The 15432-nt window shown below is 59.4% G+C and carries 12 protein-coding genes; 2 read left to right on the forward strand and 10 right to left on the reverse strand.

Features of this window, described 5'->3' with window-relative positions:
* Nucleotides 1-19: 19 nt before the first annotated feature.
* A complete protein-coding gene (locus E4K09_RS13495) occupies nucleotides 20-1420 on the reverse strand; it encodes a pentapeptide repeat-containing protein (RefSeq protein ID WP_134497798.1) in 1401 nt (466 codons plus the stop codon).
* A 321-nt stretch (nucleotides 1421-1741) separates the two neighbouring features.
* On the opposite strand from E4K09_RS13495, the gene E4K09_RS13500 reads away from it, so the two are divergent.
* Both E4K09_RS13500 and E4K09_RS13505 read left to right on the forward strand, forming a co-directional pair.
* The gene (locus E4K09_RS13500; RefSeq protein WP_134497800.1) at nucleotides 1742-2578 is read left to right on the forward strand and encodes an APH(6)-I family aminoglycoside O-phosphotransferase; all 837 of its coding nucleotides are present in this window, start codon (nucleotides 1742-1744) and stop codon (nucleotides 2576-2578) included.
* 169 nt (nucleotides 2579-2747) lie between these two features.
* Nucleotides 2748-3071, forward strand: coding sequence for a hypothetical protein (locus tag E4K09_RS13505; RefSeq protein ID WP_134497802.1), 324 nt, complete (start codon nucleotides 2748-2750; stop codon nucleotides 3069-3071).
* Here the strand turns inward: E4K09_RS13505 and E4K09_RS13510 are convergent.
* The 9 genes from E4K09_RS13510 to E4K09_RS29050 form a co-directional block, all read right to left on the reverse strand.
* Entirely contained in the window at nucleotides 3068-3337 is a 270-nt protein-coding gene (locus E4K09_RS13510; RefSeq protein ID WP_134497804.1) for a DUF7696 family protein, read from the reverse strand. The genes E4K09_RS13505 and E4K09_RS13510 overlap by 4 nt on opposite strands.
* 225 nt (nucleotides 3338-3562) lie before the next feature.
* Complete coding sequence (locus E4K09_RS13515; RefSeq protein ID WP_204985721.1) at nucleotides 3563-4141, reverse strand: hypothetical protein; 579 nt, start codon at nucleotides 4139-4141, stop codon at nucleotides 3563-3565.
* Between the two features lie 715 nt (nucleotides 4142-4856).
* Nucleotides 4857-6299 (reverse strand): Wzz/FepE/Etk N-terminal domain-containing protein, encoded by a 1443-nt coding sequence (locus tag E4K09_RS13520; protein WP_134497806.1) that lies wholly within the window; start codon nucleotides 6297-6299, stop codon nucleotides 4857-4859.
* A gap of 305 nt (nucleotides 6300-6604) precedes the next feature.
* Nucleotides 6605-8158, reverse strand: a complete 1554-nt coding sequence (locus E4K09_RS13525; RefSeq protein WP_134497808.1) for a right-handed parallel beta-helix repeat-containing protein — start codon at nucleotides 8156-8158, stop codon at nucleotides 6605-6607.
* 602 nt (nucleotides 8159-8760) lie between these two features.
* Nucleotides 8761-9630, reverse strand: coding sequence for a class I SAM-dependent methyltransferase (locus tag E4K09_RS13530; protein WP_134497810.1), 870 nt, complete (start codon nucleotides 9628-9630; stop codon nucleotides 8761-8763).
* Between the two features lie 44 nt (nucleotides 9631-9674).
* Nucleotides 9675-10646, reverse strand: coding sequence for a polysaccharide lyase family 20 protein (locus E4K09_RS13535; RefSeq protein ID WP_134497812.1), 972 nt, complete (start codon nucleotides 10644-10646; stop codon nucleotides 9675-9677).
* Between the two features lie 54 nt (nucleotides 10647-10700).
* Nucleotides 10701-12236, reverse strand: coding sequence for an O-antigen ligase family protein (locus E4K09_RS13540; RefSeq protein ID WP_134497814.1), 1536 nt, complete (start codon nucleotides 12234-12236; stop codon nucleotides 10701-10703).
* A 105-nt stretch (nucleotides 12237-12341) separates the two neighbouring features.
* Nucleotides 12342-14255 (reverse strand): asparagine synthetase B family protein, encoded by a 1914-nt coding sequence (locus tag E4K09_RS13545; RefSeq protein WP_166802300.1) that lies wholly within the window; start codon nucleotides 14253-14255, stop codon nucleotides 12342-12344.
* Entirely contained in the window at nucleotides 14242-15015 is a 774-nt protein-coding gene (locus E4K09_RS29050) for a GNAT family N-acetyltransferase (protein ID WP_166802301.1), read from the reverse strand. Before E4K09_RS29050 ends, E4K09_RS13545 begins: the two co-directional genes overlap by 14 nt.
* Nucleotides 15016-15432: the final 417 nt, after the last annotated feature.

Genomic DNA, 15432 nt, shown 5'->3' on the forward strand with positions numbered 1-15432 from the left:
GAGGTGAGGGCTTGCGCGCCTAATTGGCTCCTGGTCGCAGTTCGATAGCCCTGCGTTCAGCGGGTTCAATTACCCGCTCGCCGATCTCGGCGATGAGCTGATCCTGTGTCTCGTAGCGGTGGAGCGGCAGGACCCAAGGATAGCGTCTGAAGTGCTCGAACATACCGTACTCACCGCTCCCTTCCAGCAGGAGAGGCTGCACAGGAACAGACGGTAGGTCAGGCACGATGACACTGAGTTCTTGCGGGATGCTCCTGGCATCCGTGATGTCCGCCACCACGAAGCGTGCCATGCGAGCGAGCAGGGAAATGGTTTCGGTAATGTCCCGGCTGGCGGGCTTGTCGAAATCGAATAAGATTGGGAGGTAATCGCGTCGACGCAACTCCTCGCGTAGAGCATCAAGAACAACTTTGCGTTCTTCTGTGAAGCGGCCAAGGATCAGGACCGCCTTAGATGTAATGGTATCGATGACGTCGCGGATTTTATGGTTGTGGAGTAGTAGGTAAACGAATTGCGCAACCTCAATGTTGTCGACGGTGATCTCGGGCTCATCCCGGCCGGTGATAATTAAGTTTTGCTGAACGACCCCGTCTGTTTTTAGTCCCCAAGCAGATATGCCGTAGATTAGACAGCCGGTGAGATTGGCTTTCGTGAAAGTCGTTCCAATTAGAACTGCTTTCGTCAGAGTTGCCTCGGTTAAGTTGGCACTAGTGAGGTCCGCCTCACTAAGGTCTGCCCTTCTGAGGATGGCTCTGCCGAGGCTGGCGTTGGTTAAGTTCGCGGCGCGCAGGTCGGCCTCTGTAAAATCTGCTTCAATGAGATTGGCGCCACAGAGGTTTGCAGCCTTGAGCTGTGCATACCCAAAATCCGCCTTCTGAAGGCGTGCATGACTGAGATTTGCGTTGCTGAGGTTCGCTCGGAGAAAAATTGCTCCACGTAAATCAGCATGACTTAAGTTTAGGCCAGAAAGATCAGCTTCCCAGAACAGCACCCGTCCAAAGATCGCCTTTTTGAAAACCGCCCCACGGAGGTCCGCTTTCCTAAAATCGACTTCGTCAAGGATAGTGGAGTTAAACTTTGTTCTTCCGAGTTCTGTTGCGCTGAGGTTTGTCCCACAAAGGTATGATTGAGAGAGATCTGCTCTATAGAGATTTGCGTCCCGGAGACTCGCCCCGCTAAGATTTGCCCCAACGAGACTTGCGTTATACATATGTGCGCCAAGGAGACGGGCTTGGCTTAGGTCGGACTTACAGAGGTTCGTGCCGCTGAGATTAGCAACGTTAAGATTGGCCCCTCGAAGATCCGCCTGACAGAGGTTTGCCTCACTGAGATCTGGATTGACGTCAGGATTTTCATCACGCCACGCATTCCAAGCCTCTACCCCCTGCTCAAGCCGAGCAACATGCTCCTCTTTGGCCATGGAAATCTCCGGATCCGATCTGGCTCATCCTGTGCTAAAGGCACGGGCTCAGCAACGGGACCGCTGTTCATTTCCCATCCAGAGTAAGGCACGATAGTGGGGTAGGGAGATCGGCCCGCGTCATGACCCGGCTGGGAAGTGGGTAACATTTCTTCGGCATTCGGTAGCAAACGCCACCGGAATTCTGTGGCCTCTTCCCGAGATGTTCTCCGGCCAATTCGGCTGGATTGCTCCAGAGCGCCTATCTGGTATTGCGTTCCGTTCCATGACCAGGCATCCAGCTCGGCGCGAGGATCGACCGACCACTTGAGGAGAATTCCAATGGGCGCGCATGCCGCCTTGCCGGCGCTGGTCGGAGAGGTCCTGGGGGCGTGGAGCCTGACTCCTGACGGCTCTCTGATGACCACTCCTTCCAGTTGGGTTCTTCCGGTCAGGCATGAAGGTTCGCCCGCGATGCTGAAGGTCGCGCGCATTCCCGACGAGCAGGCAGGCTACCGTCTCATGACGTGGTGGGAAGGCCATGGTGCCGCCAAGGTCTTCGCCTCGTCTGCGAGTGCCCTGCTCATGGAACGGGCCACAGGCGCCAGCGATCTCGCGCAGATGGCCTGGTCTGGCCAGGATGACGAAGCCTGCCGGATCCTGTGCGATACAGCGTCTACGTTGCATGCACTTCGGCGCCGTCCACTTCCGGAGTTGCACCCGTTGGAAATCTGGTTCCAGCCGCTCTTCCAGCTTGCCCCGGCACACACGGCACTTGCGCCCGCAGCCGACATCGCGCGCCAGCTTCTGGCTGCTCCGAACGCCGTCGTTCCGCTCCACGGCGACCTGCACCACGAGAATGTCCTCGACTTCGGCGATCGAGGATGGTTGGCGATCGACCCACATGGGCTGTTAGGCGAACGAACGTTCGACTATGCCAACATTTTCACGAACCCCGATCTCAGCGATCCCAGCCGGCCGCTCGCCACTCTGCCAGGGCGCTTGGAAGCCCGGCTGGACGTTGTGATCAGCGCGACGGGGATCGAACCCCAACGGCTCCTTGCTTGGATCGTCGCGTGGACAGGGTTGTCGGCAGCTTGGTTCATAGACGACGGCGATGACAAGGGTGCTGCAACCGACTTCGCGATCAACGCAATGGCTCAGAGTCTGCTCAGGTAGCCAATCTACGAAAGGACACCTACCAAGACCAGCCGCGCTGAATCGCTCCTCCACCTATGGATCGCGATGGAGAACGCCGAGCGTACCCAAGCCAACCGGGATATTCCAGGAGCTGCGGTACGTCTGTCGATCTTCTTGCTGCTGCGTTGACTGCCTGCGATAAGCCGCCATGCCAATCTACTGGATGAAGGCCACAGACGTTTACCCGGACGGCGGCTATGATGAAACAAACTTCATGGCCTTTGACCCTGATGTTCTGTTCCCGCGGTTCCACATGACCGAAGAGGACGAGACCATTGGGAGCGTCCACCTGATCCGAGGCGGGCCGCAGGACGGTCGCTGGCATTGGTCAATGACCGTATCTCTGCCCGGTCCCTACTATAGCGCACAGACGAGCGGGACAGAGGCCGCCAGGGGCGGGGCTGCCCGGAAGGTCATTGAGGCCTACCGGCACTATCTCTCGACGCGGCCGGAGCAGTACCCTCGGAACTAGCCCCGTTTCGTTGCCCGGATGTCCTGGAGCTTCTGGCAAACAGCCTTGATCTCCTCGGCAGCCTTCAGCCCTCGAATTCCGATCACACCGCGATCGATGGTCTTTCCATCCTGATCTTTCCGGCCGTTGAAGAAGGCATCCCGCTGCTCCTTGGACATGGCCAGGATGGCGCGGGCTTCGGTCTCGATCCGCCATTCCTCAGACCAGGTGTTCACAAGCTGGCCGGTGAGCTCAGAGATAGCCGTGGTGTCGCGGGAGTAGGTCATGTCCCTGCATATGGCAGGGAAGGGTGAAGAGAGGGTTGAAGGGGCAGCTAATCTCCCGGCAGAGCGTCCCTATCAACCGCCTCTTATCGCGCATAAGGGCCTCCCGGCTGGCTCTATCGAGGATCATCAGATCTTCCCTTGGAAGAGCCCCGTGAATGCGCTTGGCAATCTCAGTGGACCGTTCTCCATCCGGATCCTCAATACAGGCTCGATCTAGACGTGACGCTACCGAACAGAGTACTGAGCAGGTCGCACAATCTCATAGGTGCAGGCGAAAGCGGCCGCTGCGATCCTGTAGGTGTCCTTCGTGTCATTGGGACTGCGGACAATTGCGTCGCCGGGGCGAGCAATCATAGGCTCACCCCAAGGCGCTTCGAACGTGAAGCTGCCCTCTACATCACGAACGATGAAATACAGCATCTCACCGCCGCGTGGCCGGTAGGCCCGATAGCCGTCAGCACCGGCCGGGCCGGTCGGTCCTTCGTAGCGCTCCTGGAACTTCGTCGCGGTGACCAAGATTTCCTCGTTACCTGTCTCAGGGCAGCGATTGCGCACGACCATGTCGCCATTTTGCGCCGGAGGGCTTTGCGTCTCCTTTCCCTCACCAGTAATGATCGTGACAACAATTTCACCGGGCCGGGCAGGGCGAACATCAACCGGTTTGGTCTTGCGGGCAACTCCCACCCGTCCTTCCAGCTGCGCTTGGGCAAACAATTCAGCGATGTTCTCGCGTTTATCGGCGTGGGCTGGAGCGAGAGCAAACACCACCAGTCCAATGGATCCGATACACAGGCTTACACGCATGTCTGTCTCCACTGCTTTCAAGTTGAAGAAACAGAGGGATCCCTGTGAAATGCAGTATAATACAATAGGTGATCCCTTGCTCAAGCTATGTAACCAAAAGGGTTGGGGTTGAGCGAGTGAACAAACGATGCGGGTGGGATTTCTACAGCCGGTGGTCCTAAGCATCGGAGCTCAATGCCGCGCTTCTTCAACACGTTTGATGGTCATTGCTTCGCGGCCGATGAGGCGGGGCAGGGAGGGATGAAGGGAGGGTTGAGGCCAAGGTGCTGGATTCGCACTTCGCCTGTTAACTGTGGGGACAATTTCAGCGCTCTTTCAGGTCCCGATCCAAAGGGGGCCAGAGCCGGTGGGGGACTGTTCCAAAAAGCCAAGGGACTCAACAAGGCAACTTTGCCCCCAGCGCGATCCTAAGTTATTGACTTTTCGCGCCCAGGTAGTTCCGCCCCTGGGCACCACTCCTTTCCTTTGCGATCTCAAGCGATTGCAGCCAGGTGACGCTTCGATCCGCTCGTCTGTGCTGCCCAAACCAATCCTCGCATTGTCTAGAGCTGTTTCCACTTACATGGAATCGCCTCTTTTCTTTGATGGACCGCATTTCGACGGCGAGCCGGGTCCACGTCGCCGAAAAACGATCTAGGAAGCCGAGGCCGCTGGGAGAATGCCGAGGGTGGCGATAAGGCAGTCGATCTTTCCAGGAAACGCTGGCCGACGGCTGCTATCGCCTGAGTCTCTTCGCTTGCGAATTGCTGTCAGGCAGCACGAACAGAACTGGGCTCTTGAGAATGGCCTCGATCCCCTGCGCGCTGTGGACCCGGAGATTGACACGGTCCCTGATGACGGCTGCTCCCAGGGCGAAGACGATTCCTGCGACGGTGCCAACGATTACCTGGAGCAATCTGACTACGGAAGGGATGTTCGGTGGTTCAGCACGTTCGGCGAGGCGGATGCTGATCGTCCTCGTGTCGGATTGGGTATAGAGCCGAATCAGATCGACCCGTCGGCGGGACGCATCGAGACGTGTGTTGTAGGCTCTCTTGAACGCCTCGGCTTCGTCCGCTGCGGCACCGACTTGGGCGATGCGACGCAACTCGTCCTCCAAGTCCGCCGCGGCCTCGCCGAGCGAGGCTCTGGTCTCTTGAGCAAGACGCGTGTCAGGGTGCTCCGGGCCGAGCTCCATCTGCAAGGTCCGGACCTGTGTATCCGTGGCGTCCAGCTTTCGTCTGACATTGCGGAGCTGATCCAGCATCGTGTTGTACTTTGCCGGGCTGCCGAGACCCGAGTTGCTCGAAATGTTCGCAGGGAGCACCAGGGCAGGGGAAATTTGGCCAGAGGGAACTTGGCCAGAGGGAGCTTGCGCGGCCAGTTCGGACCGGGCTCGGGCCGCGAGACGCTGTCGGAGATTCCGTTCAACATCCGTCGCGACGGGTTCTGTTCTGTCCACCCGCAGGGAAGGCTGGCCGGAAGCTGTCGATGGGGCGCTTGGCCGTTCTGCCTGATCCTCCAGCACCGAACGGCGCTGAGCGGCAATCTCGGATTGGGTGCGTATGAAGATCTCCTGGCGTAGGTCCAAGACCCGGCGCATGTTGAAGAGATCGACATAGTGGCGGCGATACTCGTCGATGATCGCATTGACCGCCGTAGCCGCCAGCACGCGATCCTCGTCGGTCAGGGCGATCGTGATGTAATCCCCATTGCCCTCGACGAAGAGCGATCTGCTCCAACGCCTGACGAATCTCTCCCGTCGGGACAGCACCGTCAGGATGCCCCATCGGTCGAGCGTCGCAAGGACCTGTTCTATTTTGTCGCGTAGGGCGGATGGTCGACGGGGTCGCTCATGGGGGCGAAGCTGGTCGACCACGGCCTCGATCACGGGGCGTGAACGGATCACGTTTGCGACGTCGCTCGCGATCTCGACGGCTGCACCGGGAAGCTCGATCTGATTGCGCAGCAATGGATGCTGGCTCCGCTCCACCACGATGCTGCCAGCGGCGGTATAGACGGGGGGAATGAGATAGCTCAAGGCAATCGAGGCGCTCGAAACAGCCAGGGCCGCTACAATGATGAACAGCCGCTGCCGGTAAAAGAAACCGGCCAGCTCGCTCAGCACCAACTTGGTCTGATCGCGGTGGAAGGCCCGTGGTTCGGTCCCTGTCAACATATTCGCTCAGAGCCCGTGCCGCATTCAAGACTCCACGCCCACATGGCAAGGGCGGAGGCGGTGAAACCTGCAAGCGTCAATTGACTTACGCTCCCTTGTCAAAAAATGCCCGCCGTTCACCAGAAGACCGCATTACTCTACAGACCGGGTCGAGCAGAGAATATCCCCCTTTGTTGGTAGAGGATAATGGAGCTTGAAAAAGAAGAGAGCGGGAGGCGATCGTTTCGGATCGCCTCCCGCTCTGGGAGAGGAGTGTGCAGCGGATGCCGGTGCGGAGACGTGAGCGCTCCGCAGCCGTCGGCCGATCAGATGACGTAGAAATCGGCAGCGCTGAGCTTCAGGCCCGTCTGCAGTTCGGCGAACTTGACGGCGGCCTTGGCGCCGGAACCGTCGACATCGTAAGAAAGCGCGCCGGTGCTGCTGTTGTAGATGATGCGATCATCCGCATCGAGGGCCTTCGTTCCGATGCGGAACTTGCCGGCAGCAAGGGTGCCCCAGCTGCCGAGCTGGGTCATCACGGAGTTCTCCAGGTAGATGAGATCCGCAGTGACGTCGAAGTCCGTGATCTTGTCGACATTGGAGGTGCCGAGAGCCGTGTTGAACACGAACACATCCGCGCCTGCTCCGCCGGTCAGGATATCGTTGCCGGCACCACCGCCCATCTTGTCGTTTCCGCCCAGGCCTTTGATCGCATCAGCACCGGAGGTGCCGACGAGCGTATCCTTGCCACTGGTCCCGTTGATGGTGTTGAGCGTCTCGGACGGCGTCGGCGGGGTAGGCTCAGGCGTGGGAGTAGGAGTGGGAGTGGGAGTGGGAGTCGGCTGAGGGGCAGGTTCAACGCCGCCCGTGATGATCCCCGCCTGCACCTTGCCCCAATCGAGCGGAGCATTGCCGTCGGTGCGATTCTGCTGAATCGTGGGCTGAAGGTTTCCGCTGTCGACGGTGAGCCAGTTGGTCCGATCCATGCTGTTGCCGTCGAAGGTCACCCGACCGCTGTACCATGCCTCATGAGGGCCCGTAGCAGCCGTGACATCGATGAACCGATTCGACGAGACGCCCCGGAACCAGTTGTCCTCCACGGTGACCTGGTCCGCACCTATGACACGCAGTGCCTGCTGGCCGGAATTGTAGACCTCGTTGCCGATCACGCGGATGTTCACGGCTTCGAACTGTCCGGTGCCGGGACGCATGTACTCGAGGTCGGAGCTGCCACCGGCCTGGATAGCCCAGCGGGAATTGTCATGGAGGAGGTTGTACTCGATGGAAACGTTGCTCGATCCACCCTTGACGTGAATGCCTCCGCTGCCGATCACGCCAAAGATCTCGTTGTGAGAAATGACGCTGTTCGAAACCCCGACGAAATCGATGCCCTGTTCCATCGTGGAGCCGGAGATCGAATTGTTGGTGACGGTGATCTGGTCTCCCTGGCTCACCTTCAGGCTGTCACCGGCGCCCGCCCTGATGTCGTTGTTGCGAATGATGATGTTCGTCGGCAGGTTCGTCATCTGATTAGCCGACGAGAGATGGAGGGCGGCGTGCGCGCCATAGCCACCGACGATCTTGAAGCCGTCGATCGTGATGTAATCGGCCGCCTGTACCTTTACGGTTTCGAGGGTGTCCTGAACGGGGCGGATCTCCGCCTTGCCGCGGCCATCTGCCGAGACCAGCTCGATCGGAGCGCTCGCGGTGCCGCTCTTCTGGAACGCCACGTGCTCGTTGTAGACGCCGGCCTTCACCATGATCTTCGTGCCCGGCGTTGCGCGGTTCACGGCTTCTTGGATGGATCCGAGTGGTGCGGCTTCGGTTCCGGCAGCTCCAGCGCGACCGTTCGTGGCGACCCAGATGATGTTCGTAGCCATATGAAATCCTTCTGAAAATGTTTAGGAAAATAATCGAGTTTGAATGTAAGTGTCCGCTCCCGGCATCCGGACTGATTGAGACCGGGTTGGACATTGGACAGCTATCTGCCGAAACGCAGGCACAGAGCTGCTCAGCTCTGAGAAGAGTCAGAGCAAAGCCGAAATATCATGGATAGATGAGCAACAAAGGCAGCCTTCTGCTCAAGAAGCAGGAAGCTTTGTGCTTACCTTAAGGAACGATGATGCTGGCCCGTGAAAGGCAATGCGAAGATGATTGCCATTCGGGCAGGTGCGAAAATGATGATCTAAGGGAATGTCGTCATGGTTAGGCCCCTGCAATTCTTTTATTTTTGATTCTGTAACAATGGGTCGGATAGATGGTGGCAAATTGTGACCAGATAATGGCGGCTCGAGCGTTGGTATTACACCAAAGGTATTAAAGATTATCTTCTTATGTGGTGCGCGGCGTCAGAAAAAGTCATTCCGCCCGCGATCGGCATCGATCAAGACATTGCCATTCCGGCAGGAAGAGGGCCGCATCTCGTTCGTGCATAACAGTGCACGCGCGGGTTCGCCGAGCGAGGGCATTCTCCTGAAGGTTCTTACTTGATCCCCATGGCCGTAATGCCCATCAAAGGCCGCGTGAACCGGTTGAGAGCCAGTCGCATGCTGTTCGGGCAGGACGCCAGGATCAGCTCCAGCCCTCGCAAAACCGCATAAGGAGGTGTCGCGAGCCGGCGCCCATTCACCACGATCATGAACTGGACGCGACGGAAGCCTGCCTTCAGGAACAGGGATTTCATGGAGCCGTAATCGTATTCGCGCATATGAAACCCGGTTGCAACATCATCGAAGTAGCATGAAATGTCGTGCGGGCCCGTGACGCGGCTCGGCGTCACGCACATGTACCTTCGGCCTGGCTTCAGAACCCTTGCGATTTCACGAAGCTGATCCACGGCATCTTCCACATGGAGATGTTCCATCAGTTGGTTCGAGTAAATGAAATCAACCGAAGCGTCGGGGAGGGCGATTTCCACTCCGGGCGTTTTCAAGAAGCGGAAATTCTCCGGAGCCGAAGCAAAGTCCACCAGTGCATCGGTCACGTCCATGCCGATCGTCGCCGCAACCCGGTCCGCAAGTGCGAATGACAGTGCGGCATCGCCGCATCCGACTTCGAGAAAGACGTCGTCCGGCTTCAGCCATGCACTCAGCAGGCGGACCTTGCTGGCGATCCGCTTCGCCTGAGGGTCGGCTACATAATTGTTCTGAGGGTGATCCGGCAGCCGGGCGAACAGTTCGGAATAGACATCCGTGTAGAGATGCTCGCGCTCCGAACGTGTCGAGCGGCGCAAGCGGTCGGCCAATTGGCGCTCGAGTTCGTAGTGGGCAACAAGACGCTCGGGCGATCTCGTATCCCCATGCCGCTTCTGGAGCTTCCGATACCCTGGTTTCAGATGCTTTGCATTTGCCATGACACGATTCCGATCAATGGTGCGCGAACGACGACCGCTCGCACCTATGGCGTTGCCGCCGAGGCGGAGTGACCCGCAGGTTCCGGGCTGCGCGAAAGAGTTGGGCCATGCGCGTTGGATGAACGTGAGGTGCCGCCTTGTCCCGGGTCGCGTTGGTTCCCGGTCGGCAACGGCTCGCGACTTTGGCTGACATTGTCAATGATCACGCTCAGCTGTCCGCCGGTCTCCCGTGCATCCTGCAGCTTCCACGCCGGCACGTAAACTCCGACCTTGAAAAAGGGACCAATGAGATCGTTATAGGCATTCGGGCCCTTGTACTCGACGATGCTGACTCCGTCCTTCCAGATCTGGACGAGCCCATCTTCTCGATACGACCACTTCACATGAAAGACCCAATCGGTCCATGCACCGCCGTCCACGGGAGCCGCCCACAGCGCCATGCCGCCCTGCGGCTCCGAATGCAGGAAGGGAACGCCGCTGATGAAACGGTTGTCCCATGTCGTCACGACATTCCAGGTGCCATTATGAACGATTAAACGTAACGGCGGAGCTCGGCCGCGCTCGCCCAGGATCTTGTCATCGACAGCATGCCATTGTGCGACGGTGACGATTTCGGACGTCTTCTGCGCCTCCTCCGGAAGGAGGAGGCTGAACGCATACCATTGATCCTCTCCAACCCCGACGGGCTTGAGGCGAAGCTCTGCCCGCTTGCCGCCAGCCACTAAGGGATCGTCCTTTCGAAGCGTGATCCTGAGGGCTTGGCTGCCATGCCGCGCATCCTGCGCAACGAACGTCTTGGAGTGATCGCAGCAGAACTCGACCTCACCCCGGTCCGCCCACGATGAGACGGTTCCACTTTCGAAGCTGCTGTTGAAGGCCGGTCCCTCGGAATATTCCAGATTGTGGAGGTAATAGAGCAGGGAATATCCGACGTGACCGAACAGGATTGTTGCGGCGAGCAGGAGAAGGGGGGTGAGAATCCGTCGCTGCTTACGGGAATTTCCGAACGGTAACATTGAGCGTTCTCCGGCTCCGGGTTGTTCAGGGCGCCAGTGGTGACGGGCGGCTTGTCATAGCGGCGCTACTGCAGCGGGACGAATTGCGGGATCGGTCGGCAGCGTGCGCTCTTGATCACTCTCGTTGAGCTCCAAGGGAGGATAGCGGTCTGGCCGCATGACGGAAACCATGCCGACCATGAAGTACACGAGGGACGTGAAGTAGTTGTAGGCCATGAAGTCCACAAAAAGCCCATTGACCAGAAGGCTCACCAGCATCGCCAGGACGTAGAGCGCAACTGTGCGCGTGAAGATGCTCGCGCGCGGGTCCCGCCCGATGGATCGAAGGGTGCTGATGCAGGCGGAGAACGCGACCATGTAGCAGATGATGCCTGAGATGCCGCACAGAACCATGATATGGATGTATTCGAAGTGCGGCACGCCGATGCCTGCCGCCCACTCGGCGCCGATCTCTCCCGCTCCCGCCAAATAGGCATCTTTGGAGTCACTGAAGGCGTGCCGCCCAAAGCCCACTCCAAGCACCGGATGGGCTTCGATCATGTTCGTTGCCGTCACGAAGAGGGCGATGCGGTTATAGATGGGCTCCAGCTCGCCAAATCGCGACACCAACGCACCCGTGTCCATGACCAAGGGAATGGCGGCCGCCGCTATCACAGCTCCTGCAATGCCTCCACCTGCGAGCAGCGGGCGGACCCGCGGGTCCCCTAGAAAGACAACCAGGAGCCCCGCAGCCAAGCCGACCAATGGCGACCGGGTCATGCAGATCACGATGCCACCCACCATGAGAGCGAAGCCGGAGGCCAGCGACGCGCGCAGAAGGAGACTTCGAGTGGTGACGAATTGAGCGAGGGCCAACAGGGAGATTCCTGCCAGAACCGACCCGTACTCGACTGCATTTGCGAAAGTCCCCGTGGTCCGTCCTTCGTGGATGACCTCGAAGGATATCGGGGTGAAAAGCTTGACGCCGAAGAAGAACTGCAAAACTCCTATCGCGACCAGGCCCAGCCCCGAAGCCGTGAGAAGGCGCAGGAAGCGCAGGACATCCAGCTCGGTCCAATCGATCCTGCGAGCGATCAGAATCGACAGCCACGGCATCAGGTAGCACTGGAGCAGAAGCGCAAGGTCGCCTCGGATGACTTTGAGATCCTTGTTTATGACCGTCGTCAGAAAGGAGAAGACGAGGAGGCCGACGAAGATGAGAACTCTCCGGTCCAGTGTTGCAAGGGGACGGGTTCGGCCGGACCGCGTCATGGTTCTTACGACCATCAGTCCCAGAAGAAGCAGAAACAATGCGCGCTCCAGCGTGAAGAACGGGACGTTCGCGGCGACATTGTTGGGAAAGACGAACAATGTGGGTTGCCCGATCATCCAGAGCATCGCGATGAGTTTGGTATCGATAACGAGCAGGAAGCCCAGTCCCACTGGCGCTATGAACATGGCCGCCCCGATCCAGTCGGCGGACGCAACGGAAAGGGCAACGCCCAGGCCCACGACGGTCCAGAGGCCGAATTCGGCAATGCTCGCGAGAAGCCGGCTGTTGTACCACCTGGGACGACGATTGCCGATCACGTTGAGAGAGAGCTGCGGCATGTTCGGCTGTCCTCATGCGGTGCCTGTCGGCCGTCAGGAGCGATGGCGCAGAACCCGGAAGGATCCCGAGGCTGCGCCATTTGTCCGGAGCGAAGGCAGGTGATCTCAAGCGGCAGGGATGCCATCGCGGAGCGTCTCCCTGGTGGAGTGCTGCGCCTGAAGCCAGATTTCGAGATTGAGGGCATACCAAAGGAGATAGCCGGCTTGGCCGGGAGCCCGACCATCAACGAAGTCCTGGTATGTCCGGCGCAGCCAGTCGACATCCATGTAATCGGCGATGCGGAACGATTGCTGGCTCATGAAAGGCTTCAAGGCCCCGAGAAAATGCTCGTGCTGCTGACGCCAGAGAACGGGATTGAAGTTCTTTTTCAGGTGCTCCTGAGTGACGACAGGAGGCAAAATTCCTTCCATCGCCTGCCGCTGCAGAATGCGGGTTTGGCCCCGCCGGATCTTCAGTTCCCGTGGCGCGGCAAACAGATACTCGACGACGCGACGGTCGAGGAGAGGGAAGCGGGTGTCGACGTCGAAGATGGCTCCGAGCGCCTCGTGCATCGGAAGCGCGATATTGACGAGGATCGAATTGAAGACCTCGAGGCAGTCCTGGCGGTAGTAGTCTGCGAACACCCGCTTCGGACCCTGCGCGATCCGGTCTTCCAGGTTCGTTCGCCGCGCCAAGCCGGGATTGACCCATGGCGGCACCACCTGCCGACCTTGGAAACGGCGCAGGAGAAGTCGCGCTCCTCGCGGCACGAGCGGTGAAGCGATATACGCCATCGTGAGCCGCCGCAGGGAGGTCGGCTTTCCGGTGCTGCGGTCGATCGGGAACAGGCCTGACAGGTCACGGCTGAATTCGATGAGACGTCCCGACCGCAGAAGATCCGCCAAGTAGTGATACCGGCCGAAGAACAACTCATCGCCTCCAAGCCCGCTCATGGTCACGTGAACGCTGCGCCGCGCCGATTCTTCCTTGCATCGCCAGAGATACATCAGGCCCATGTCGACCTGAGGCATGCCGCCTGCGCGCTGGATCTGGGGCAGGCGATTGAAGACGTTGTCCTTGTCGACATAGATGTGGTGATGTCGCGCGCCGACGCTTTGCGCGACGGCTTTGATCAATTCCGGCTCATCGGCGGCCTGATCGCGCAACTCGAACGAGAAGGTCTCTATGGGGGCATCGATCTCACGCCGGTTGAGCTCCCTGCGTAGAAGCGCCGCGACCGTAGACGAGTCGAACCCCCCGCTGAGTTCGCAGGAATAGGGACCTTCTGGCGGTGTCCGGCGCCGCACGGAATCCACCAGCAGCTCCCGTATGCGGACCGCGATGTCAGCTTCCCGCGTCTCCTCGAGTTTCTTGTCGGGGTCGATGCGCCAGTACGGTTCCTCGCGTGGGGAGCCTGTGCCCTCCTGGATCAGGATGTGGCCAGGCTTCAGGCGATGAACTCCACGGTGAAACGAATGGCTTGCATCGACAAGGGAGCGCTCCAGGGCGATATAGGATGCAATCGAGTCCTCGCATGGCGCGACCGGCAGGCCGGTTTCGAGAAGCTGGGCCGGTTCCGAGGCCACCCACAGGGCGGAATTCCAGCGAGCGTAGCAGAGAGGCTTGACCCCGAGCGCATCCCGGGCTCCCAGCAATCGGTGATGACGGGCGTCGTACAAGACGAACGCGAAGTCGCCATCGAGTTCCTTGACGCAGTCGGCACCCCAGGCATCGTATGCGGCCGCGATGGCGGAGCAGTGTCCTTCGACGCTATGCCCGAGCTGGCGCAGCTTCCGCGCAACATCGTCCAGATTATACAGTCGACCGCTCAGAACGACCGCAATGCGCCCTCCATCGACAACGAACGGCTGGGGATCTGGCACGGAGGCGCTGTTGCGCTGGTGCGCAAGCGCGAGGGGTCCGCTCACATAGGTAGACGGATTGCGGCCCCGGTGTGGGGCTGCGGCCGCCATGCGCAGGAGGGTATCGATCGATGGCGTTGCTCCGTCCAGGCGGAGGATTGCATTAATGGCTCCCATCGTCATCTCCATTCCGATCCCATTCCACCGATCTGGAAAGTTGGGACAGGTTCGTTGCGAGTGCTTTGCTGACCTGCAGAATCCGAGCTTTCGGATGGCGGCTGAAAATGTATAGCCGCTGATACCGATCCTCGTGGGTCGCCCATCTGCGCGTGTACTCCGTCACACCGTTCATATCGAGCGATGTCATTCCATGCGCAATCGCGTCCTGGATGAAAGCATCCATGAGGGGGTACGTATTAAGAGTATCGCGCATATCGTCGCGAAGGTAGGTCAGCAGGGCAAGCATCATGCTTCGCCGCGAAACGCCCATCATGGCTCCAACCGGAATGCCGTTGAAGTTCATAACGATGACGACGGCATCGTCGCTCGACGCGAAAGCGGTGCCGACCTCCGTCAGGAAAAGCCTGATTCTATCATCAAGCGGCACTCGCATCCGAGCGTCGTTCCTGGTGGGGTCCGCCTTCCACGTATGACGTTCGAGCTCGAACAGGATGCTCAAACCGCGGCGGATATTCTCTCCACGATAAGTGACCAACTCGACTTCGCCAGCGCGGTGGCACTGGTTCATATGACGTCTTCGACTCTTGCGGAAAGTCGCGGTTCTCTTCGAGAGGTAGGCCTCCATCCCGCCGGACAGGTCGGCGCGATGCATGATCCGCGTCCGACCCGATGGAAGGGCTCCGAAGCCCTCCTTCGCCGCAGCCGCCGTGAAAGCCTCCCGCTGGCCCGATTCGGCCGGAAGCCCCTCCAGCACCATGACGTCCCACTCCGAGGCGCGGTTGGACCAGTAGTGAAGCACAGCGGCGCAGACAGGCGCCGGGTCACCTGCAAGAAGGGCGTGAGCACGCGCATTCTGCGATGGAATGTTGAGCGGAAAGGTGACGCGGCGGACGGGAACGACACGGCGCCATTTCGGGATGTCGAGATTGGCATGATCCTCGGCGATCTGAAGAGGATCGTCACGCCTTGGCCAGGCTTCCCATCCGCGCGACAGGACCATAGGCACGATCCCTCGCGCTCTCGACCCTTCACGGATCACCAGGTTATGCAGGTCCTTGTTAGGCCCGAAAACGTTCCACCATGCGCGAACCCAGCGATGGTCAAGGAGGACGTGGCGGAAGGTGCAATCATTCTGGACCCGGTCCCACTCGGCAGCGACTGCGTCAATTCCAGA

Source organism: Microvirga pakistanensis, from assembly GCF_004458765.1.
GTDB classification, from domain to species: domain Bacteria; phylum Pseudomonadota; class Alphaproteobacteria; order Rhizobiales; family Beijerinckiaceae; genus Microvirga; species Microvirga pakistanensis.

Coding starts and splice junctions, on each gene's coding strand:
- E4K09_RS13495 (WP_134497798.1), bottom strand. CDS start 1,420: ATGGCCAAAGAGGAGCATGTTGCTCGGCTTGAGCAGGGGGTAGAGGCT.
- E4K09_RS13500 (WP_134497800.1), top strand. CDS start 1,742: ATGGGCGCGCATGCCGCCTTGCCGGCGCTGGTCGGAGAGGTCCTGGGG.
- E4K09_RS13505 (WP_134497802.1), top strand. CDS start 2,748: ATGCCAATCTACTGGATGAAGGCCACAGACGTTTACCCGGACGGCGGC.
- E4K09_RS13510 (WP_134497804.1), bottom strand. CDS start 3,337: ATGACCTACTCCCGCGACACCACGGCTATCTCTGAGCTCACCGGCCAG.
- E4K09_RS13515 (WP_204985721.1), bottom strand. CDS start 4,141: ATGCGTGTAAGCCTGTGTATCGGATCCATTGGACTGGTGGTGTTTGCT.
- E4K09_RS13520 (WP_134497806.1), bottom strand. CDS start 6,299: ATGTTGACAGGGACCGAACCACGGGCCTTCCACCGCGATCAGACCAAG.
- E4K09_RS13525 (WP_134497808.1), bottom strand. CDS start 8,158: ATGGCTACGAACATCATCTGGGTCGCCACGAACGGTCGCGCTGGAGCT.
- E4K09_RS13530 (WP_134497810.1), bottom strand. CDS start 9,630: ATGGCAAATGCAAAGCATCTGAAACCAGGGTATCGGAAGCTCCAGAAG.
- E4K09_RS13535 (WP_134497812.1), bottom strand. CDS start 10,646: ATGTTACCGTTCGGAAATTCCCGTAAGCAGCGACGGATTCTCACCCCC.
- E4K09_RS13540 (WP_134497814.1), bottom strand. CDS start 12,236: ATGCCGCAGCTCTCTCTCAACGTGATCGGCAATCGTCGTCCCAGGTGG.
- E4K09_RS13545 (WP_166802300.1), bottom strand. CDS start 14,255: ATGGGAGCCATTAATGCAATCCTCCGCCTGGACGGAGCAACGCCATCG.
- E4K09_RS29050 (WP_166802301.1), bottom strand. CDS start 15,015: ATGGTGCTGGAGGGGCTTCCGGCCGAATCGGGCCAGCGGGAGGCTTTC.